Source organism: Lacinutrix sp. MedPE-SW, from assembly GCF_001874145.1.
Classification (GTDB): domain Bacteria; phylum Bacteroidota; class Bacteroidia; order Flavobacteriales; family Flavobacteriaceae; genus Lacinutrix.
Genome location: NZ_MPCX01000002.1, coordinates 1 through 21852 on the forward strand (window position 1 = coordinate 1; position 21852 = coordinate 21852).

General features: G+C 30.3%; 22 protein-coding genes. 12 read left to right on the top strand and 10 right to left on the bottom strand.

The genetic code is table 11. The annotated features are described in order from the left end of the window. The 3 genes from BM549_RS02220 to BM549_RS02230 form a co-directional block, all read left to right on the top strand. A partial coding sequence (locus BM549_RS02220) for an OmpA family protein (protein WP_290468774.1) occupies window positions 1–241 on the top strand: 241 nt, incomplete at its 5' end. 136 nt (window positions 242–377) lie between these two features. Then, the gene (locus BM549_RS02225; RefSeq protein WP_290468775.1) at window positions 378–1490 is read left to right on the top strand and encodes an FAD-binding oxidoreductase; all 1113 of its coding nucleotides are present in this window, start codon (window positions 378–380) and stop codon (window positions 1488–1490) included. Beyond that, window positions 1491–1940 (top strand): 3-oxoacyl-ACP synthase, encoded by a 450-nt coding sequence (locus tag BM549_RS02230; RefSeq protein WP_290468776.1) that lies wholly within the window; start codon window positions 1491–1493, stop codon window positions 1938–1940. Window positions 1941–1945: 5 nt separating this feature from the next. Here BM549_RS02230 and BM549_RS02235 read toward each other — a convergent pair whose 3' ends face one another. The 6 genes from BM549_RS02235 to BM549_RS02260 all read right to left on the bottom strand — a co-directional run bounded on the left by BM549_RS02235 (window position 1946) and on the right by BM549_RS02260 (window position 8594). Continuing rightward, on the bottom strand, window positions 1946–2854 hold the full coding sequence (locus tag BM549_RS02235; RefSeq protein WP_290468777.1) for an ABC transporter ATP-binding protein: 909 nt from the start codon (window positions 2852–2854) through the stop codon (window positions 1946–1948). A 67-nt stretch (window positions 2855–2921) separates the two neighbouring features. Further along, window positions 2922–5087 (bottom strand): prolyl oligopeptidase family serine peptidase, encoded by a 2166-nt coding sequence (locus BM549_RS02240; RefSeq protein ID WP_290468778.1) that lies wholly within the window; start codon window positions 5085–5087, stop codon window positions 2922–2924. A 93-nt stretch (window positions 5088–5180) separates the two neighbouring features. Further along, window positions 5181–6170: an aspartate-semialdehyde dehydrogenase gene (locus BM549_RS02245; RefSeq protein WP_290468779.1), complete on the bottom strand. Its 990-nt coding sequence runs from the start codon at window positions 6168–6170 to the stop codon at window positions 5181–5183. 178 nt (window positions 6171–6348) lie between these two features. Further along, window positions 6349–6750, bottom strand: coding sequence for a large conductance mechanosensitive channel protein MscL (gene mscL, locus BM549_RS02250; protein WP_290468780.1), 402 nt, complete (start codon window positions 6748–6750; stop codon window positions 6349–6351). Between the two features lie 97 nt (window positions 6751–6847). Beyond that, complete coding sequence (gene alr / locus BM549_RS02255) at window positions 6848–7954, bottom strand: alanine racemase (protein ID WP_290469022.1); 1107 nt, start codon at window positions 7952–7954, stop codon at window positions 6848–6850. Beyond that, window positions 7947–8594: a thymidine kinase gene (locus BM549_RS02260; protein ID WP_290468781.1), complete on the bottom strand. Its 648-nt coding sequence runs from the start codon at window positions 8592–8594 to the stop codon at window positions 7947–7949. Before BM549_RS02260 ends, alr begins: the two co-directional genes overlap by 8 nt. A 120-nt stretch (window positions 8595–8714) precedes the next feature. Between BM549_RS02260 and BM549_RS02265 the strand changes: the two genes are divergently transcribed. The 3 genes from BM549_RS02265 (at window position 8715) to BM549_RS02275 (ending at window position 11889) form a co-directional block, all read left to right on the top strand. Beyond that, window positions 8715–9449, top strand: coding sequence for a hypothetical protein (locus BM549_RS02265; protein WP_290468782.1), 735 nt, complete (start codon window positions 8715–8717; stop codon window positions 9447–9449). Between the two features lie 326 nt (window positions 9450–9775). Further along, entirely contained in the window at window positions 9776–10450 is a 675-nt protein-coding gene (rsmI, locus tag BM549_RS02270) for a 16S rRNA (cytidine(1402)-2'-O)-methyltransferase (protein ID WP_290468783.1), read from the top strand. 77 nt (window positions 10451–10527) lie between these two features. Then, a complete protein-coding gene (locus tag BM549_RS02275; RefSeq protein ID WP_290468784.1) occupies window positions 10528–11889 on the top strand; it encodes an NAD(P)/FAD-dependent oxidoreductase in 1362 nt (453 codons plus the stop codon). A 410-nt stretch (window positions 11890–12299) separates the two neighbouring features. Here the strand turns inward: BM549_RS02275 and BM549_RS02280 are convergent, their stop codons facing one another. After that, complete coding sequence (locus BM549_RS02280; protein WP_290468785.1) at window positions 12300–12890, bottom strand: carboxymuconolactone decarboxylase family protein; 591 nt, start codon at window positions 12888–12890, stop codon at window positions 12300–12302. Window positions 12891–12947: 57 nt separating this feature from the next. Here BM549_RS02280 and BM549_RS02285 point away from each other — a divergent pair, with 57 nt between their 5' ends. The 6 genes from BM549_RS02285 (at window position 12948) to BM549_RS02310 (ending at window position 19034) form a co-directional block, all read left to right on the top strand. Beyond that, window positions 12948–13370, top strand: coding sequence for an OsmC family protein (locus BM549_RS02285; RefSeq protein ID WP_290468786.1), 423 nt, complete (start codon window positions 12948–12950; stop codon window positions 13368–13370). Window positions 13371–13403: 33 nt separating this feature from the next. Then, complete coding sequence (gene recJ, locus BM549_RS02290) at window positions 13404–15095, top strand: single-stranded-DNA-specific exonuclease RecJ (RefSeq protein ID WP_290468787.1); 1692 nt, start codon at window positions 13404–13406, stop codon at window positions 15093–15095. Window positions 15096–15122: 27 nt separating this feature from the next. After that, the gene (locus tag BM549_RS02295) at window positions 15123–16211 is read left to right on the top strand and encodes an OmpA family protein (protein ID WP_290468788.1); all 1089 of its coding nucleotides are present in this window, start codon (window positions 15123–15125) and stop codon (window positions 16209–16211) included. A 53-nt stretch (window positions 16212–16264) separates the two neighbouring features. After that, the gene (locus BM549_RS02300) at window positions 16265–17530 is read left to right on the top strand and encodes an MFS transporter (protein ID WP_290468789.1); all 1266 of its coding nucleotides are present in this window, start codon (window positions 16265–16267) and stop codon (window positions 17528–17530) included. A gap of 92 nt (window positions 17531–17622) precedes the next feature. Then, complete coding sequence (locus tag BM549_RS02305) at window positions 17623–18282, top strand: peptidoglycan-binding domain-containing protein (protein WP_290468790.1); 660 nt, start codon at window positions 17623–17625, stop codon at window positions 18280–18282. Between the two features lie 35 nt (window positions 18283–18317). Further along, on the top strand, window positions 18318–19034 hold the full coding sequence (locus tag BM549_RS02310; protein WP_290468791.1) for a hypothetical protein: 717 nt from the start codon (window positions 18318–18320) through the stop codon (window positions 19032–19034). Here the strand turns inward: BM549_RS02310 and BM549_RS02315 are convergent. From BM549_RS02315 to BM549_RS02325, 3 genes are all read right to left on the bottom strand, one after another. Next, complete coding sequence (locus tag BM549_RS02315; RefSeq protein ID WP_290468792.1) at window positions 19031–19783, bottom strand: UDP-2,3-diacylglucosamine diphosphatase; 753 nt, start codon at window positions 19781–19783, stop codon at window positions 19031–19033. The genes BM549_RS02310 and BM549_RS02315 overlap by 4 nt on opposite strands. 2 nt (window positions 19784–19785) lie before the next feature. Then, window positions 19786–20238, bottom strand: coding sequence for a 6-carboxytetrahydropterin synthase (locus BM549_RS02320; RefSeq protein ID WP_290468793.1), 453 nt, complete (start codon window positions 20236–20238; stop codon window positions 19786–19788). A gap of 135 nt (window positions 20239–20373) precedes the next feature. Continuing rightward, window positions 20374–21708, bottom strand: a complete 1335-nt coding sequence (locus BM549_RS02325) for an MATE family efflux transporter (protein WP_290468794.1) — start codon at window positions 21706–21708, stop codon at window positions 20374–20376. Between the last annotated feature and the right edge of the window lie 144 nt (window positions 21709–21852).

A 21852-nucleotide genomic window follows, 5' to 3' on the forward strand; every position in this document is an offset into this window, starting at 1 on the left:
CGCGACATCTCACACAGATATAAGAGCATCAAACAAATATAATGATGCATTATCAGACCGAAGAGCTAAAACAACAGTACAATACATTATATCAAAAGGTATAGACGCTACAAGAATCTCTGGAGCAGGAAAAGGAGAAAGAGAATTAGCAGTAGACTGTGGTACTAATTGTACAGAAGAGCAACACCAATTAAACCGTAGAAGTGAGTTTAAAATTTTAAGTGGTGGACCTAAAAAATAACAATATAAACCACTAGAAAAAACATGCAATAACTAACTAAACTTGCAATAATTACCTAGTAAAAACAAAAATGCCGCAACTTACGTTGCGGCTTTTTTAATATATAAACTAACACATAATATAGTAACTTAGCAATATGAATTTATCGTACTGGGAAATAAAAACATGGTTAACTAACATAGATTACACAATAGTTGGAAGTGGAATTGTAGGTATAAACTGTGCTTTACAATTAAGAAACCGTTTTCCAAAAGCTAAAATTTTAATTTTAGAAAAAGGAATTTTACCACAAGGAGCAAGTACAAAAAATGCTGGATTTGCTTGTTTTGGAAGTTTAAGCGAAATTATAGACGACCTTAACTCTCATACTAAAATTGAAGTAATAAATTTAATAAAGAAAAGAATTAAAGGTCTTAATTTATTAAGGGAGACACTTAGTGACAAAGCTATTGACTATCAAAACAATGGTGGCTTTGAATTGTTTAGTAAGCAAGACAATAAATTATTACAAGATTGCTTGGATAGAAGAAATGAAATAAACACACTATTAAACCCAATATTTAATCAAGACATATTTAAAATTCAAAAAAATAGTTTTGGTTTTAAAAATATTGAAGAGCATTATATTTTCAATGCTTTTGAAGGTCAAATAGATACTGGTAAAATGATGAATGCTTTGTTAAAAAAAGCACAGATAAACGATATTAAAATTTTAAATAATATTCAAATTGAAGAATATGTGACAACCAATTCTTTAGTTAAAATAAAAACAAACCAAGTAGACTTTAATACTTCAAAACTATTGATAGCCACAAACGGTTTTGCTTCAAGACTAATTAATGAGAAAGTTGAGCCAGCAAGAGCACAAGTTTTAATTACAAAACCAATAAAGAATTTAAAAATAAAAGGTACTTTTCATTTAGATAAAGGATATTATTATTTTAGAAATATAGAAAACAGAATACTATTTGGAGGCGGAAGAAATTTAGATTTTAAAACTGAAAACACAAGTGTATTTGGACAAACAGAAGTTATTCAAAACAAACTAGAAACACTTTTAAAAACTACTATTCTACCAAATACATCTTTTGAAATAGCACATCGCTGGAGTGGCATTATGGGTATTGGCAAACAAAAAAAACCCATTGTAAAACAAATAGAGAATAATGTTTACTGTGGCATAAGATTAGGAGGCATGGGAGTTGCAATAGGTAGCTTGGTTGGTAAAGAATTAGCAGATTTAGTTTAAATGAAAATAAAAGAACAGCTCTATAAACAATGTAAAAGTTTTATTGAAAACCGCTTAAAAACAGTACAAGAAACTATAGCCGGTATTCAAGAATCACTACTATCTGAAACTAAAAGTAGTGCAGGAGACAAACATGAAACTGGTAGAGCAATGCTACAATTAGAGCGTGAAAAAGCGGGTAAGCAATTAGCCGAAATTCAAAAAACAAATTTAATTTTAAGTAAAATAGATTACCAAAAAAGCGCTAATAAAGTTAGCCTAGGTAGCATAATTTACACAAATAAAGTAAACTATTTTATAGCAATTAGTGCCGGTGTTATTGAGTATAATAATGAGAGCTTTTATGCCATATCTGCAAATACACCAATTGCACAACTTTTAATGTCTAAAGTTGAAGGTGACACTGTTGCTTTTAGAGATAATAATTTTACAATCACCAAAGTACTATAGTTTATTTACTCTGTTTTTAAGCAAACCTCCTTTTGAATTTCAAGTGCTGTATCATGTTCAAAAAAAATAGTTTCATCATTTAAAACAGCTTCAATTAAATAGTGATTTCCTTTAAAATAATTTTTTAAAACCAAAGCTCTAATGTTTGAAACCTCAACAACTTTTATTTGGTGCGCATAAATAATTTTTTTATTTATAACATTAAACTCTCCAAAAAATGAAGCTATTAAAGGTGTTTTAGGGTTTTCAAATAAAGCTTTTGGTGTACTATTTTCTTCAATGCTTTTATTGTTTAACACCAGCAACCTATCTGCAAAACCAAGCACATCTTCTTTATCGTGAGTTGCCATAACACAAGCTATATTATTTTCTTTTAAATATTTAAAAACATTACGCCTAAGGCTTTGCTTTTTAAAGTTATCTATATGACTAAAAGGCTCATCTAACAAAAGTATTTCTGGCTTTTTAGCTAATGCTCTAGCTAAAGCCACACGTTGTTTTTGCCCGCCACTTAATAGTTTTACTTTAGTATTTGCAAACGCATTTAACTCTACAACATTTATTAACTGGTCAACCCTTTCTTTTTTTTCCTTTTTATAAAAATTAGAAAGGTGTTTACCTATATTTTCTGCAACAGAAATAAATGGCATTAACTCAAACTCTTGAGCAACATATTTTATAAAATCGTAACCAATTACAAGATTAAATTTTGGACCTAAAATTTGAGTGTTGTTCCAAAATATTTCACCATTATTTAAATCGTATTCTCCACGAAGTGTTTTAAGTAAAGTACTTTTACCAGAACCACTTTCTCCAATAATAGCAATACACTCTCCAGCATTAACTGTGAATGAGAGATTATTTAAAACAGTGTTTTTATTATATGAAAAAGAAAGGTTTTTTACGTCTAGCATATTGTAAATATAACAAGACCTCACAGGTAATAAAACTTGTGAGGCCTAAATATAATATTAAGTGTTTTTAATCTTTAAATTCTTCTTTCATTTTACTTGGTAGTACATCGAATCCCATATTATATAATGTAAAGCCATAAATATCTGCATATTGTTCTATGGTTTTACTAACAGGAGTTCCTGCACCATGTCCTGCATCTGTTTCTATGCGAATAAGTGTTGGATTATTTCCTGCTTGTTTGCTTTGTAATTCTGCCGCAAATTTAAAACTGTGTGCTGGCACTACTCTATCATCATGATCACCTGTAGTTACAAGTGTTGCTGGGTATTGAACACCTTCTTTTATATTGTGCAACGGCGAATATCCTTTTAAATAATCAAACATTTCTTTGTTGTCTTCTGCAGTACCATAATCGTACGCCCAACCTGCTCCAGCTGTAAATGTGTGGTAACGTAACATGTCTAACACACCAACTGCTGGCAATGCTACTTTCATTAAATCTGGACGTTGTGTCATTGTCGCTCCAACTAATAAACCACCGTTAGAACCACCACGAATTGCTAAATAATTAGATGATGTATAATTGTTATCGATTAGGTATTCCGCAGCAGCGATAAAATCATCAAATACATTTTGCTTTTTTAATTGTGTACCTGCATCATGCCATTCTTTTCCATATTCTCCACCACCACGAAGATTAGGAACAGCATAAACACCACCTTGCTCCATCCAAACAGCATTTGTAATACTAAAGCTTGGTGTTAAGCTTATGTTGAAACCTCCATAACCATATAAAATTGTTGGGTTCTTTCCGTTTAATTCTAATCCTTTTTTATGTGTTATAATCATAGGTATTTTTGTACCGTCTTTAGATGTATAAAATACTTGATTACTTTCATAATCTTCTGGATTAAAGTCTATTGTTGGTTTTCTAAATAACTTTGATGTTCCTGCTTCTATATTATATTTATATATACTTCCAGGTGTAACATAGTTTGTAAAAGAGTAGTATAATTCTTTTTCTTCTTTTTTAGCACCAAAGCCTCCTGCACTACCAACGCCTGGTAATTTTACTTCTCTTACTAATTTACCATTATAATCGTATTGCAAAACTTTTGAAACAGCATCTACCATGTATTCTGCAAAAAAGTAACCACCAGCAGTAGATGGACTTAAAACATTTTCTGTTTCTGGAATAAAATCTTTCCAGTTTTCTGGTGTTGGGTTTGCAGCGTCTACAGTAACTATTTTTTTATTTGGTGCATTTAAATTAGTTACTAGAAACAACTTACTGCCTTCGTTTTCTATTAAATAGGTATCGCTATCTGTATTTCCTAAAATTTCTACTAATGGCTTATTTGGGTTTTCTAAATCTTTTATATAAAGTTTATTTCCAGATGTTGATGTTTTTGGACTTATTAATAAATAACGGTCGTCTTCTGTTACGCCACCGTAAACGTATCTATGTTTTTCTTCTGGTGTATTACCAAAAACTAATTTATCTTCTTTTTGAGGTGTCCCTAACTTATGGTAATACATTTTATGTTGGTCTGTTTTTGCAGATAACTCACTCCCTTTTGGCTTATCGTAACTTGAGTAATAAAACCCTTCGTTTTTATACCAAGACATACCGCTAAACTTAACATCTACTATAGTGTCTTCTATTATTTCTTTTGTTTCGGTATTCATTATCAAAATTTTTCTCCAGTCGCTTCCTCCTTCAGAAATAGCGTAAGCCATAATTTTCCCGTTCTTAGAGAAACTTGTACCTCCTAAAGAAATAGTACCATCGTCTTTAAATGTATTTGGATCTAAAAATACAGTTGCCGTTTTTGGGTCTTCACCAGTTTTATAACGGTAAATTACATATTGGTTTTGTAGGCCGTTATTTTTATAAAAATAGGTGTAATCACCTTCTTTAAATGGTGCTCCAACTTTTTCGTAGTTCCATAGTTTTTCTAGTCGTGATTTTAATTCTTCACGAAAAGGTATATTATCTAAGTAACCAAATGTAGCTTTGTTTTGACTTTGTACCCATGATTTTGTTTCTTCACTCCTATCATCTTCTAGCCAACGATATGGATCTTTTACCTCTGTACCAAAGTAATTATTTACAGTATCTACTGTTTTTGTTTCTGGATAGTTTACAGTAATTTCTTTTCTAGATTTTTCTTCTTCTTTACAAGACATTATTACTAATAGTATTATTAAGCTAAATGCTACTTTTTTCATAGGTATTTGTTTTTATATTCTATAAAAATAAACAAAAAAGCGTTTACTTATGTAGTAAACGCTTTTTGTATGCATAAGCTTTAAGATTAAAAGCTATATAAGATTATTTTTTACCAAGTATTCTGCAATTTGTACTGTATTTGTTGCAGCTCCTTTTCTTAAATTATCACTAACAACCCACATATTTAATGTGTTTGGTAATGATCCATCACGACGCAAACGCCCAACAAAAACATCATCTTTCCCATTTGCATATAATGGCATTGGGTAGGTATTAACATCTACATTATCTTGTAGTGTTACACCATCTGTAGCATTTAATATTTCTCTTACTTCGGTTAAATTAAAATCGTTTTCAAACTCTACATTTATAGCTTCACTATGTCCACCAGAAGTAGGAATTCTTACTGCTGTAGCTGTTACAGCTATTGATTTATCGTCAAGAATTTTTTGTGTTTCACGCACTAGTTTCATTTCTTCTTTTGTGTATCCGTTTTCTTCGAAAACATCGCAATGTGGAATTGCATTTTTATGAATTGGATAAGGATAGGCCATTTCACCTTTAACTCCTGCCATTTCGTTTTCTAATTGTTTAACAGCTTTAACTCCTGTTCCTGAAATAGATTGGTATGTAGAAACAACAATACGTTTTATTTTATATTTTTTATGAAGCGGCGCTAGTGCCATTACCATTTGTATAGTAGAGCAATTAGGGTTTGCTATAATTTTATCGGTTTTTGAAAGGTTTGTAGCATTTATTTCTGGTACTACTAATTTTTTGTCTTGATCCATTCTCCATGCTGAAGAATTATCTATAACTGTTGTACCTACAGCTGCAAACTTTGGCGCCCATTCTAAAGATGTGTTTCCGCCTGCTGAAAATAAAGCTACATCAGGTTTTTTTGCTACAGCGTCTTCCATACTAACAATAGTATGTTCTTGGCTTTTAAAAGTGATTTTTTTACCTACAGATCTTTCTGATGCTACAGGTATAAACTCTGTGATTTCAAAATTACGTTCCTCAAGAACTTTACGCATTACTTCACCTACCATTCCAGTGACTCCTACTACGGCTAATTTCATAAAAATTTAATTTTTCAATTTCTAGTATTACAGAAATTTTTTTGATATTAATTTACAAAGCTATTGTATTTCTTGTTTTTAAGTTTAAAAAATACATTAATTTTTTCACAAAAAAAGGCATTAAAAAAACCGGTTTTATAATTTAAAACCGGTTTTTTTATTTTTATTATAATTTAGATTACTTTTTTAATAAGTCTCTAATTTCTGCTAATAAATCATTATCTGATGGTCCAGAAGGTGCTGGAGCCGGCGCTGGCTTTTTCATTTTATTATATGCTTTAACAATCATGAACATTACAAATCCAATAATTACTAAACTAATAATAGCGTTTACCCATATTCCCCAAGTAATTGCGTTTTCTGGTGTTACCACTTTTCCTGCCGCATCTACAACAGCTTCATCTAATACATATTTTTTGTCGGCAAAATCAACTCCTCCAGAGAAGTGACCAACTATAGGCATAATAATATTGTTTACAAATCCAGTAACAACTGCTCCTATTGCACCTGCCATTATTACTGCGACTGCAAATTCTACAACATTGCCAGTCATGATAAAATCCTTAAATTCTTTAAGCATAATCTTTTAAATTTTTAAAGTTAGTTGAAATTAATTTCTTTCAAGATAGCTAAAATTTTAACACGATTTAACATCTGGAAGTATTACAATATTACTTTTATCGACAAAAAGACCTTTTTATTCGTTGAGATACCGCTGTGAGTAATTCGTAAGGTATGGTGTCAACTGTTTTGGTAAGGTTATTAATTTTATGTTTTGGACCAAAAATTATCACTTCGTCTCCTTCTTTACAGTCAATATCTGTAACGTCTACCATAATCATGTCCATACAAACATTACCTACTATGTATGCTTTTTGTTCGTTTACATAAACAAATCCTTTTCCGTTTCCATATTGTCTTCCAATGCCATCGGCATGACCTATAGGTAGAGTTGCTGTTTTTGTAATTTTACTTGCTTTAAACGCACGGTTGTAACCTAAACTTTCTCCTGCATTTAATGTATGTATTTGAGAAATTATTGTTTTTAAAGTCGCTATAGGTATTAAGTTTTTATTGTATGCATTGTCATTACCAAATCCATAAAGGCCAATACCACATCTAACCATACTAAAATGTGCTTCGGGATAATTTAAAATTCCAGAGGTATTACTTTGGTGTAATAGTGGTTTATAATTAATGGCTTCTATTAAAGTATGTGCAAAAACTTTAAATTTATGTATTTGATTTAAAGTAAACTCTCTTTCATCAAGATCTTCGCTTGCTGCTAAATGTGAAAAAAGTGATTTTACTTTTATAGCAGCTGTTTGTTTTAATGTTGTGTTTATTGCTTCAATATCGTTAACATTAAAACCAAGTCTGTTTAACCCACTATTGTATTTTATATGTATTGGATAGTTGTTTTGTTTTAAATTTTCCGCTACAGCGATAAAATTTTTTAATACTCTTTGAGAATAAATATTAGGTTCTAAACAATGCTCTATAATAGTTTTAAAGTTTTCTGGTTGTGGATGTAAAACTAAAATTGGCGTCTCTATTCCTGCATCTCTTAAAGCAACACCTTCATTTGTGTAAGCAACTGCAAAATAATCTACTTTTAAAGTTTCTAAATATTTTGCAATCTCTACAGCATCACTACCATACGCAAAAGCTTTTACTACAGCTAGAAATTTAGTGTCTTTAGAAAGTTTAGATTTTATATAGTCTACATTATGTTTTAATGCTTTTAAATCTATTTCTAGTGTAGTTTCGTGCGCTTTAGGCATTAGGTTTATTTTGTTTTTCTTTAAGTTCTTCTGGGTCATTCACCTTCATTGTTTTTATTTTTTCTCGTATTGTAGCTTTATAATAAGCTGCACGACTTAAAGGTTCGTATTCTTCTGTTTCACCAAGCAAAACAAGGTCTTCGCTTTTATTTTTTCTATAGCTAAATTGTGCAAGGTTTCCTGTACGCGTACACACGGCATGTACTTTTGTTACATATTCTGCTGTTGCCATAAGGTTAGGCATTGGTCCAAATGGGTTGCCTTTAAAATCCATATCTAAACCTGCAACAATTACTCGTATACCTTTATTTGCAAGATCGTTACAAACACGTACAATCTCATCATCAAAAAATTGTGCTTCGTCTATACCAACTACATCACAACCATCTGCTAGAATTGGAATATTTGCAGCTGCAGGAACTGGAGTTGAGCGTATTTCGTTAGAGTCATGAGAAACTACCATTTCATCATCATATCTTACATCTATTGCTGGTTTAAAAATTTCAACTTTTTGTTTTGCAAATTGGGCGCGTTTAAGTCTGCGAATTAATTCTTCGGTTTTACCAGAGAACATTGAGCCACATATAACTTCAATCCAACCAAATTGTTCTTTTTGATTTACTGTATTTTCGAGAAACATTTTGTAATTTTAACACACTAACGAAAATTATATTCGTTAACTATAAAGGTGGCGTAAATTTAATTAAAAACAAAAGCCTAAATTGCATTAAATTCAAAAAAAAATAAAAAACATTGAGTCATGAAGAAGAAGTTAGAATCAGAATTAATGAGCATTGCCCACAAGATTCTTAAACTTAAAGGTAAAGATGATATAAATAAAATGCATGCAGAAGTTGCTGCATTATATGAAAAACTAACAGTTTTAAAATTTGCTCAAGAAAATTTTGAAGACAGTTTACCAACTATTGGAAATGACTCTTCTTTTTTTGATATGTTAGATGTTGCATTTAATAATAGAGTAAGTGATAATATTGAGGTTGACGATAGAACTTATGTAAATGTAGATGACCGTGAAGATGATGGTATTATGGAACCTGTAATGGAAAAGATAAAAGACATGGTTGCGCAAATGCCAGAAGAGACTCAAGAAGTAGATGCTATATTTGATAAAGTAAACTCAACCAATAAATACGAAAAAAACGATTTTAAAGATATCACTGCAGATTATAATAACATTCCTGTTTTTGATAAAGTTAGCGACATCAAGGCCAATGAAAAAAAATCTTTAAATGATAAACTAAAATCTGGTGGTTTTAACATTGGGTTAAACGATAAAATTGCTTTTATAAAACATTTATTTAACGGTGAAGCAGATGATTATAACCGTGTAATTTCTCAATTAAATACAATAGAAAGTTATAAAGAAGCCACACTTTTAATTGAAAACCAAATAAAACCAGATTATAATTCATGGGTTAATAAAGAAGAATATGCCGAACGATTTATGGAAATTATAGAGGCTAGATACAGTTAGACACCTTATAAAAAATTAAAAAAAATAACACATTAAGTAACTACGTTTTTTTTTGAGTACTTTAATCACCTAACATATTTAATATAATCTTTAGCAATTTTAAAATTCTTGGTGTAATTATGGTATAAAACTACATGGCTTACACAGGTTTTTTTTCAATGTTGTTTTAACCTTTTTTCACTCATTATTTTACATAAGATTCTATAATTTTAATAATATAAAATCTCATTCTTCTACCTTATATCTTTGGTGAGATTGTAAGAAACGCCTAATAGCTTAATATAAAAACTTTAAAACATTGTAAATTTGTAATAAATTTTACTTTAATGGGAAAACTCTATATCGTTCCAACTCCTATTGGAAATCTCGAAGACATGACGTTTAGAGCTGTTTCTGTGTTAGAATCTGCAGATTATATTTTAGCTGAAGACACTAGAACTTCAGGAAAACTACTTAAACATTTTAAAATTACTACACCAATGCAAAGTCACCATATGCATAATGAGCATAAAATGGTTGACCGTTTAGTAGAGCGTATTAAAAATGGAGAAACCATAGCGCTTATTAGCGATGCTGGAACTCCCGCAATTAGCGACCCTGGTTTTTTACTAACCAGAGCCTGTGTAGAAAACAATATTAATGTAGACTGTTTACCAGGAGCAACAGCTTTTGTTCCTGCTTTAGTAAATTCTGGTTTACCCAATGACAAATTTATTTTTGAAGGCTTTTTACCTGTGAAGAAAGGAAGACAAACACGTCTAAAACTTTTAGCCGAAGACACCAGAACACTTATTTTTTACGAAAGTCCTCACAAGCTAATTAAAACACTTGGTCATTTTTGCGAATACTTTGGCGAAGATAGACCTGTATCTGTTTCTAGAGAACTTACTAAGCTTTACGAAGAAACTATTCGCGGTACCGCAAAACAGGTTTTAGAACACTATACTAATAAACCTCCAAAAGGAGAAATAGTTATAGTTGTTGGCGGTAAAGCAAAATAGTTTCACTATAAAACTTTAAGCTTTAATTAATAAAAAACAAGGTTTACTTTTTTAACTTCAGTTTTAAAACTAAAGCTATGAAAGTTAAACATTATAATGTTTTTGTTATAGGTTCTGGAATCGCTGGACAAACCGTTGCAGAAATTTGTGCAAAAAACAAATTAAAAGTAGCAATTGCAGATAATAGAGAATATGGAGGTACTTGTGCCAATAGAGGTTGCGACCCTAAAAAAATTCTTGTTCAGTTTTCTTCTTTACTTCAACGTTGTAAACAGCTAGAACATTCTGGTATTATTAAACCGCCAAAAATTAGCTGGAGCGATGTGCAAAAATTTAAAAATAAATTTGTTCAAAGTATTCCAATCGAAACTGAAAAAAATCTTCAGAATTTACATGTAGATTTATATCACCAATCTCCAGAGTTTATTAGTGAAAATGAAGTTTTAGTTGAAGGCAAAACCATCTCTGCAGACTATTTTGTAATTGCCACAGGTAAAGTACCTAGAAAATTAAAGATAAAAGGAAACAAGCATGTTGAGACTAGTGACTCAATTTTAAACTTAAATAAAATTCCTAAAACTGCAAGTTTTATTGGTTCTGGGTATGTAGGAATGGAGTTTGCTACCATGCTTGCCATTTTAGGCTCTAAAGTAACTGTTTTTGAACACGGCTCGACTGCTTTAAAAAACTTCGACCCGTTTTTAGTTGAAGCTTTAATAAATAAAATGAAATCCTTAGGTGTTACATTTATTTTTAATGCTAAAATTGAAAAAATAGAAGCCTTAAATAAAAACAAACGTGTACACTATACTTTAAAAGGAAAAAAGCAAAAACTTAAAAGTAGAAAAGTATTTAATACCGCTGGCCGTATACCATCTATAAAAAAATTAAAACTTGAAAATGCTAATATAGAAGCAAACGATGGTGGTATATTAGTAAACGACTATCTTCAAAGTAAAACCAACTCTAAAGTTTATGCTTGCGGTGATGTTTCTAGTTTATCACTACCCTTAACACCTCTTTCTGGTTTACAAGGTCATATTACGGGAGAAAATATAATAAACAATAACTCAAAAAAATTTCAATTCCCTTTAGTACCATCTACAGTTTTTACACAGCCCAACTTATCTATGGTAGGCTTACAAGAAGAAGAAGCAAAAAAAAGATATAAACATATTAATGTATATAAAGGAAAAGTTCCTGGTTGGTTTAATGCTAAAAAAGCAAATGAAGATACTTATGCCTTTAAAATTATTTCAAATAAAAGAACAGATGTAATAGTTGGTGCACATATTTTAAGCGAAAAGGCAAATGAAAATATTAATATCTTTACAATGGCTATAAGTAAAGGCATAACTGTTTCAGAGTTTAAAAAACTAATTTTCACTTATCCATCTTATACTAATGATTTAAAATCTATGATGGCAAATAACGACTAAACATTTCAATTTAAATAAAAAGCCAGCGCTGGCTGCGCTGGCTTAAAAGTAAAAAACCTACTAAAATTAATTACTCAGAAATATATTTTAAACTTTAATTGAAACAATTATTCACAAAGCTGTTTACAGTAAATACTTTTCTGTAAAAAAGGGTTGCAAAAGTAATAACAAAAACAATATGTATTACTCTTCAATAAATAAATTTATTTGAACTGCACAAAAATAAAATAGGATTCAATTGTAGAGAAAGTTATTAGATTATATTCTGTAATAATTCGTTAAAGTGTAATTAAAAAGATGAGTAGTAATTTTAACCCGATAAAACACATAAACATCTCTTAATGTGTTTTATACAAATAGTAATAAAAAAAACCTCAACTATTATAACTGAGGTTTTTTTATTGTTATTATTAAATATGTTTTCCTACTTCAAAACCATGTTTCCCTAAATATTGGTTTCCGCTTTCAATAGCATCACCTTCAAGTGTTGTTCCCATAGAGTCATTCCAGCGGTTTAGGTAACCAAATAGAGAAATAACACCAAGCATTTCTACAATTTCTCCTTCATCCCAGTGCTCATGTAAACGTTTTTGTATATCTGCATTTACAGCATTAGGAACTTGAGAAGCTGCTAGTGAAAAATCTAATGCAGCACGTTCTGCTTCACTAAAAGCTTCATGCGTTCTATATTCCCAAATATTATCTAACTGTTCTTGTTCTGCACCATATCTTTCGGCAGCACGAATAGCGTGAGCTTGACAATAGCGGCAACCAGTAGCATTACTACTCACCCAGGCAATCATTCGTTTTAAAGCAGAAGTTACTCGACCTTCGTTAGCCATTACTGCTTTATTTAAATTAATAAACGCTTTACTAATTGCTGGTCGTCTTTGCATGGTTAATACCGAGTTTGGGCAAAAACCTAAGGTCTCGTTAAAAAATTCGGCAAGTTTTTTTGTTTCTAAATCATGTTCTGCTTCTAAAGGCGTAACTAATGGCATATATTTGTTTTTTAATAGTATTTTTGATAGTATCAATAAACGAAAAAAACTTTAATTATGTCGCATAAAGTAACAACTGTTTGGAAAGAAAAAATGATTTTTGAAAGTGATAATCCAAGTGGTTATAGTTTTAACTTAGGTGTTTCAGAAGAAGAAAACGACCCGTATAAATCGTTAAGGCCAAAAGCAGCAATGTTATCCTCTTTAGCAGCCTGTTCTGGACTAGATGTAGTTTCTGTGACCGAAAAAATGAAAACAGAATTTTCAGATTTTAAAATTGAAGTATCTGGAGAATTAACAGATGAACATCCAAAAACATACCATACCGTAACTGTAGACTACCATTTTTATGGCAAGGATTTAAACGAAAAAAAAATAAAAAAGGCTGTAGATCTATCTATTGAAAAATATTGTGGTGTTATGGAAATGTTTAGACAATTTGCAACAGTAAACACTAAAATTCATTACCATTCAATTTAATAAATAGTTTATTACTAAAACACTACACTTTTAATGCGTTGGACTTTAAAACCTAAACCAAATCTAGAAACCGTACAATTTTTACAACATGCTTTACAAGTAGAAGAACCTGTTGCAACACTTTTAGCGCAACGTGGCATTGAAACATACGAGCAAGCAAAAGACTTTTTTAGACCAAGTTTAAAACATTTGCACGACCCTTTTTTAATGAAGGATATGCAAAAAGCAGTAAAACGCATAGAGGTAGCTATAGCAAACAACGAAAATATTTTAGTGTATGGCGATTACGATGTAGATGGTACAACAGCGGTATCGCTTATGTCATCGTATTTAAAAAGTGAATATCCAAACGTTGCCACTTACATTCCAGACCGTTATAACGAAGGTTACGGCATCTCTTTTCAAGGTATTGATTTTGCCGAAGACAATAATTTCACACTAATTATTGCATTAGATTGTGGTATAAAAGCTATTGATAAAATCGCTTACGCGGAAGAAAAAAACATCGATTTTATAATTTGCGATCACCATAGACCTGGAGACAAAGTCCCAAATGCAGTAGCCGTTTTAGACCCAAAACAAAGTGATTGTAATTACCCTTATAAAGAATTATGTGGTTGCGGCGTAGGTTTTAAATTAATACAAGCTTTAGCTTCAAAAAAAGGAAAAACCGTTGAAGATTTACAAGAATATCTAGACTTGGTTGCTACAGCAATTGGAGCAGATATTGTTCCAATAACTGGAGAAAATAGAATACTAGCTTATTTTGGTTTACAAGTAATAAATAGTGCGCCAAGAGCAGGATTTAAGGCGATAATAAATCAAATTAAAAAAGAAACACTTACCATTACAGATGTTGTGTTTGTAATTGCACCAAGAATAAATGCTGCAGGCAGAATGAAACATGGCCAATATGCCGTAGATTTATTAACCGAAACTAATGTGCAAACTGCTCAAGTTTACGCTCAAGAAATTGAAGATTTTAATACAGATAGGCGTGAAGCCGATAAACATATTACCATAGAAGCTTTACAACAAATTGAAGATAATAACGAAAAAGACCGCTTAACCTCAGTCGTTTATCAACCAAATTGGCATAAAGGTGTTATTGGCATTGTAGCTAGTAGATTAATAGAAACCTATTATAGACCAACATTAGTATTTACAAAAAGTGGAGATAAGTTAGCAGCTTCGGCACGATCTGTAAAAGGTTTCGATGTTTATAATGCTTTAGAAGCTTGTGCTGAACATATAGAGCAATTTGGTGGTCATAAATATGCTGCTGGATTAACTTTAAAAGAGGAAAACTACGAGGCTTTTAAACAAAAGTTTGAAGAAGTAGTACAAGCTACAATAGATAAAAAACTACTAACACCAGAAATTACAATAGATAGGCAAATAGAACTTAATGATATTTCAGATAAATTCTACAGAATATTAAGCCAATTTGCACCATTTGGTCCAGGAAATATGTCTCCTGTTTTTATGACTGACAATTTACAAGATACTGGTTATGGTAAATGTGTAGGTGAAGACGATAAACATTTACGAATAACAGTAAAACAACCTGGTAGTAATGCAATTGTTTGCATTGGTTTTGGACTTAGTGATAAGCTTAACTTAATTAAAAATAACAAGCGTTTTAAAGCCGTTTATTCTATAGATGAAAATGAATGGCAAGGCAATGTGTCTTTACAACTAAAGTTAAGAGATTTAAAAGAATAATTAATGTGTTATTTCGTTTTAACACATATGAAATTAAAAATTACAACGCTTTTATTTTTTGCCTTTGGACACAGTATTGCTCAAAACCTAGTATTAAATTCTAGTTTTGAAGCATTTAAAAACTGTCCTAAAAACAAGGGAGCTTTTCATGAAAATGTTATTAATTGGTCTTGCTCAAATTATGGTTCTACAGACTATTTTAATAATTGCAGTAAAGATTTAGGCTTTGAAAATTATGTTGGGTTTCAAGAACCAAAAACAGGTAATGCTTACTCTGGTATTTACACCTTTGCTCCTGCAAGTTACAGAGAATACATACAAACCAAATTAGTTTCACAACTTGCAAAAGGAACAAAATATTTAATTACATTTCAAATCAGTCTTTCAGACTGTTCTTCTCATAGCAATAACAATTTTGGAGTGCTATTTACTTCAGAAGAATTAGATAGTAAAAGCAAAAATTTTATTCATTTTAAATACTTAAAAAAAGATAATATAAAATACAAATATTCGAAAATTGAGAATAAAAGCTTTTATTCTAACACTCAAGAATGGACTAAAGTTACATTAGAATATACTGCAAATGGTTTTGAAAAATTTATGACTATTGGAAATTTTGAAACAAATAGAGTAATTAAAATACAGGAGGTTTGGAGTACAGCAGAAAGACAATTTACTTATTATTATATAGATGATGTAAGTGTAACAACTCTTAAACTATCAAAAAAAACGTTAAGTAAAGTTGATAAAGCAAAACCCTTAGAAACAAAAACCATTTATACTTTTAATAATGTTTTATTTGATTTCAATAAAGCCATATTAGTAAACACTTCTATAGAAGAATTAGATAAATTAAACCTTCATTTAAAAGAAAATAAAAACCTTAATATTGAAATATATGGCCACACAGATAATGTTGGTTTAACTAAAAGAAACCAAGAATTGTCTTTACAACGTGCAAAATCTGTTTCAGAATATTTAATCTCAAAAGGTTTAAAAAAAGAAAGAATACAGTGGTTTGGTTTTGGTAGTTCTAAACCATTAGTAAAAAATTCTTCTGAAGAAAACAGAGCAAAAAACAGACGCGTTGAGTTTAAACTAATGGATAAAAATTAAAATATAAACCTGCGTTACTTTACTTTTGTGTTTCTATAAAATTATAACGTTTAATGTCTAAAAACGACCCATACGCAGCACTACGGTTTAAAGAATTTAATCTTTTTTTAATCATGCGATTTTTACTAGTTTTTGCCTGGTCTATGCAATTTATTGTTATAGAATGGCAAGTTTATGCTTTAACAAAAGATCCTCTATCGCTTGGTATTATAGGCTTAATGGAAATTATACCTGCTTTTACTATGGCTTTATTTGCGGGACATATAGTAGACCAACGCGAAAAACGAAACTTACTTGCTATATGTTTAGCAGCATTCTCTATTATTAGTTTTGCTTTATTCTGGTTAACATCAGATAGTGTTTCTCAAACTTGGTCTAAAAACAGCTTATTGTATTCTATTTATGCTTTAGTGTTTTTTGGTGGTTTTTTACGTTCCTTTTTCGGGCCAACTATTTTTTCTTTAGTAGCTTTAATAGTACCAAAAAAAATCTATCCTAATGCCGCGACATGGAATAGTTCTACTTGGCAAATGTCTCGTGTTTTAGGTGTTGCTTTTGCTGGTTTTTCTATAGGTTGGATTGGTGTTCATTTTTCATTATGTATTGTTTTTGCTTTAGTAATGGCAGCACTATTTATGGTGTTTCAAATTTCTAAAAAACCAATACTTAATCCTAAAATTGGAGAACCTGTAATGCAAAGTTTAAAAGAAGGCGTAAGTTTTGTGTTTAAAACAAAGGCCATTTTAGGCGCTATAACATTAGATATGGTTTCGGTTTTATTTGGTGGTGCTGTAGCACTTTTAGCTGTTTTTGCTGAAGATATTTTAAAAGTTGGCCCGCAAGGTTTTGGTATTTTAGTTGCTGCTCCATCAGTTGGTGCTTTTTTAACTATGTTAGTTACTGCGTATATTCCTATAAGTAAAAATGCAGGAATGAAATTACTTATTGCCATTTTTGGTTTTGGAGTTTGTATTGTTGTTTTTGGCTTGTCTTCAACATTTTGGATATCTGTAGTCGCACTCTTTTTTAGTGGTGTTACAGATGGTGTTTCTATGGTTATAAGGCAAACTATTCTTCAGCTTAAAACACCAGATAATATGCGTGGTCGTGTATCGTCTGTAAATTCAATGTTTGTTGGTAGCTCTAACGAGTTAGGTGCTTTTGAAAGCGGATTAACCGCAAAACTTATGGGCACAGCAACAGCGGTTGTTTTTGGAGGAAGCATGACGTTAATTACTGTTATTACAACAGCTATTGTATCTCCAAGTTTTAGAAAATTAGATTTAACTAAAGATTTTGAAGCAAATAATAATAGTTAAGCTCTAATTTTTTTAGCAAGGAAATACCCTTAGAATAGATTAAAAATAAAATTCTGTTATATTTGTGTAAATAGCTATTTATTCTTTCTCAAATGAAAAAAATTCTCATTTTTATTTTAATTGTTATCGTATTAATCTTTGCTTACGGTCAATATAAGGACTACCAACGGTTTCATCCTAAAAACGCAAATATTACAGCTTCAAAAAACATAGATTTAAACTACCATAACCCTTCTACAGTATCTAATTATTTTGAAGCGATAGAAGCAGCCAATAATTACATGCAAATGCAGTGGAGTGTAAATAATATTGATGTTAGAAGCCCTGAGAATGATGATGAAACAACAACTTTAGCAGTAAACCAATATGGGAAGAAAATAGCTAAAGTTAATTTTTATAAAGCAATTTTAGAACAATCACAAAGTTTAAAAAAAGAAGGTTTAAACAATAATGATATTAAGCTTTTAGAATCAAAAAATCTTTCGTTTTCAGATTTACGTGAAACTGAAACAGCTTCAAAATATAAAGCTATGATAAAAGAAATGTTGCCTGAAAGAACGTTATACTCTGGAGAAAAAAGTGCTTTTATATATGAAATGCAAAAACTTTTAGTTGCTAAAGGTTTTGATATTCCAATAGATGGCGTTTACCAAAAAAAAACGTCTGATGCTTTAAAAACATTTGAGGAAAAAAACAATCTATTTCCCGATGGCAAAATAGATGCTATGAGTTTAGATTTATTACTTAATTAGATCCTTTTTTAGTTTTTAAAACCAAATCTCCTAACTTGTTAACAAAAAAACTCACATACAGACTAGCTCTAATTTTAGGTCTTTTTAGTGTTATAATATCTATAACAGATTTTAGTTATTTAGAAGGTTATTTTAAAACATTTTTTCATGCTATAGTTTTAATTGCTTACAGCTGCTTTGCAAAAAAAATTAAGCCTTTATTTTATGTGTTTTATATTGGTGCAATGGCTGTTGAGTTTATGGATAGCTCAAAGACTTACTTCTTTAACTTCTTTTGGATTTTATTAGGTTATACTGTATGCTTTGTCTCTGGCATAATCTTGTTATTACCTTTATTAAAAAAAGGAAAACTAAAACTTAAAGGAATAAATTTACTTATATTTCTAGTTGTTGCTACAGCTTTAACATACATTATATTCTCATTATATATGCTGTTTATTAATGAGTTAAGCCTTAATAGTTATATGTTTTTTACTATAACTGTACTTTTATTTACTTTTTTTATTTTTTGTTGCTTTTATATTACTTCAATTAACAATCACCCTAAAGTAATATTATTGTTTTTAACTGGAATAGGTTATTTACTTACTTGTACATCTGGGTTAATTGTGTACTTATTTCAAGAAAAAAATGTTGTTTTAGCTCTTACAGTTAATTTTAGCGAATCTCTAGTGCAGTATTGTTTTGGGTTCTTTATGCTAAACTTTCAAACTATAATAGATAATGACGATATTATAGAACTGGAAAATTAGTATTCTTTAAGCTCTAGTGTTTCTCCATTGAAAACTCCATAAGTATAATATGTAATCCAATCGCCTAGATTAATGTATTTTGACGTTTCGTTTAGATTTATATTTAATGGTAAGTGCCTGTGACCAAACACAAAATAATCTGTATGTTTCTCTGTAAGCTTACGTTTACAATATTGTACTAACCATTCTTTATCTTCTCCTAAAAACTTAGCATCATCATCACCAGAAATAAGTTTATTTTTAACAGATAGGTATTGTGCCAATCGCACACCTAAATCTGGATGTAACCATCTAAAAAACCATTTTGCAACTGGATTAGTAAATACTTTTTTCATGCGTTTATAGCCTTTATCTCCTGGGCCTAAACCATCGCCATGACCAATTAAAAATGTTGAGTTATTAAAAGTAAATTCTTGAGGTTTATGGTAAACTGGTATATTAAGTTCTTCTTCAAAATAACCATTCATCCATAGATCATGATTGCCTACAAAATAATAAATAGGAATACCAGAATCGCTAATTTCGGCAAGCTTTCCTAATGTTCTAGTAAAGCCTTTTGGTACTACCGTTTTATATTCTGCCCAGAAGTCGAATAAATCACCTAGTAAAAATATTGCCGCTGCATCTTCTTTAATTTCATCTAACCAGGCTACAAACTTTTTTTCCCTTGGAAAAGATTGTTTTTGTGTTGGTGCTCCTAAATGATTATCTGAAGCAAAGTATATTTTTTTTCCTTTGGGAATTTGCATACTTATTTATTTTCTGTCGCGTACCACTCTGCATACGAACTTTCTGTTTCTTGAAGTTTTAAAGAGTGTAATTGTATATTATCTGGTAAACGTTTTTTTATTTTTTCGGCAAAATCTACAACCATCATTTCACTTGTGGGCTGGTAATCTACCAATAGTACGTTGTGACCTCTATCGCTTAATTCTTTAGCTAACTCAACATGTGGTGTGTTTTTATTAAACACTGTAGCATGATCAAACACATCTACAACTTCTTCTTTTACTATTTTTTTTAAATCTGAAAAATCTATAACCATTCCAAATTTAACATTATTAGTGTCTGTAATAGGTTGCCCAAAAACTGTTACCGAAAGTTTGTAACTATGTCCGTGTACGTTTTTACACTTACCATCATAACCGTAAAGCGCATGGCCAGTTTCAAACGAAAAGAGTTTGGTAATTCTAATATTTGCCATTATCTGCGATTTCTATATCTATTAAAAACATAGATAATGATTATTACTAAGGCTAAGATGGCAAAAAAACCACTACCGCCTAAAAAATTTAATATTTCCATAAAGTTATATTTTAATGCGCTTTAAGTGGCAAAGTTAACCCTTTTGAGATAGTGGTAAAAATTCTTTCCTGAATTTTATAATTAATGGTATACCTCGAGCAACTATCCAGAGTGTAAAAGCAATAAAAACACCTAAAATTTTAAAGTTGTTTTTATCTAAAATATATAATGCAGGAATAAATACTAAAAAGGTTGCTATTAATAATAGGTTTCTAAGATCTTTCATTTTTCCTAATCCTTTAAACATTCCATCAAAAATAAAGGCCAATGCGCACAGTGGTTGCATAGCAAGTACTAACCAAAACACGCTATAAAATTGTTTTAAAACTTCTGGTTGTTTAGTAAAAATTTTTCCTATTGATAAGTAAAAAAGACTACCTATACAAGCCATAATTATACCTACAATAATACCATACTTTATTAATTTATTACTTAAGCTTATTAATTTACTATATTCTTTACCGCCTAATAATTTTCCAGACAAAATATTACCTGCACTTGCATAACCATCTATTAAAAAAGCTCCTAAAAACCATAAATTTATAGCTATTGTATAAGCTGCAATATATTCTTTACCATAATTTGTAGCAAAACTAGTCGCTAAATATAGTGTTACATTTAATGCTATTGTTCTAATTATTAAATTACCAATCATAGCTAAGAAACGCGTAATTTCTTTATTAAATGGAAATGAAACCAATAGCGGAATATTTGTTTTTTTTAATAAATAATAAGCTGATAATATTGCCATAAAAAATTGTGAAGCCACACTTGCAAAAGCTGCTCCTTTAATATGCATGGCTGGTATTAAATTTGAAACACCATACACTAAAACATAATCTAAAATAATGTTTGTACTCGCTCCAATAATTGCAATAATCATTGGATAAAAAGTATTTTGCAAACCTCTAAATGCGCCAAAAACAGCAATTGTAAATAATGTAAACGGAAAACCAAATACTCTAATTTTATAATATTCTATGGCATAATCTAAAATAAGATTTTCGGCGTTATAAAATTTAAAAATATAACCAGCAAATGGGTAGGTAATAAATATTATAACAATACTTAACGCAGTAATTATAAATATGGCTTGCGACGGTAAGTTTTTAATTTCTTCTAATTTATTAGCACCTAAATATTGAGAAACAATAGATGATAACGCACTTCTTGTTTGGCCAAATACCCAAATAAGCATAGATAAAAACGTAGATACAATACCAACTGCCGCTAAAGCTTCTGTAGCATTTAGGTTTACATTTCCAATAATCGCTGCATCTGTTAATGATAAAATTGGCTCAGACACTCCTGCTATAAGTGCTGGTATGGCAAGTTTATTTATATGTTTTAAACTAATATTAGTACTCAAAATTATTTTGTATTTAAAAAACAACTAAGGTCGTTAGTTTTAATGTAACATGAAATATTACACACTTATAAATTCAATATTTTTTGTAATTAAAACATATTATATTTACAATTATTTTTTTTAACACACTGAAAAACAGACATA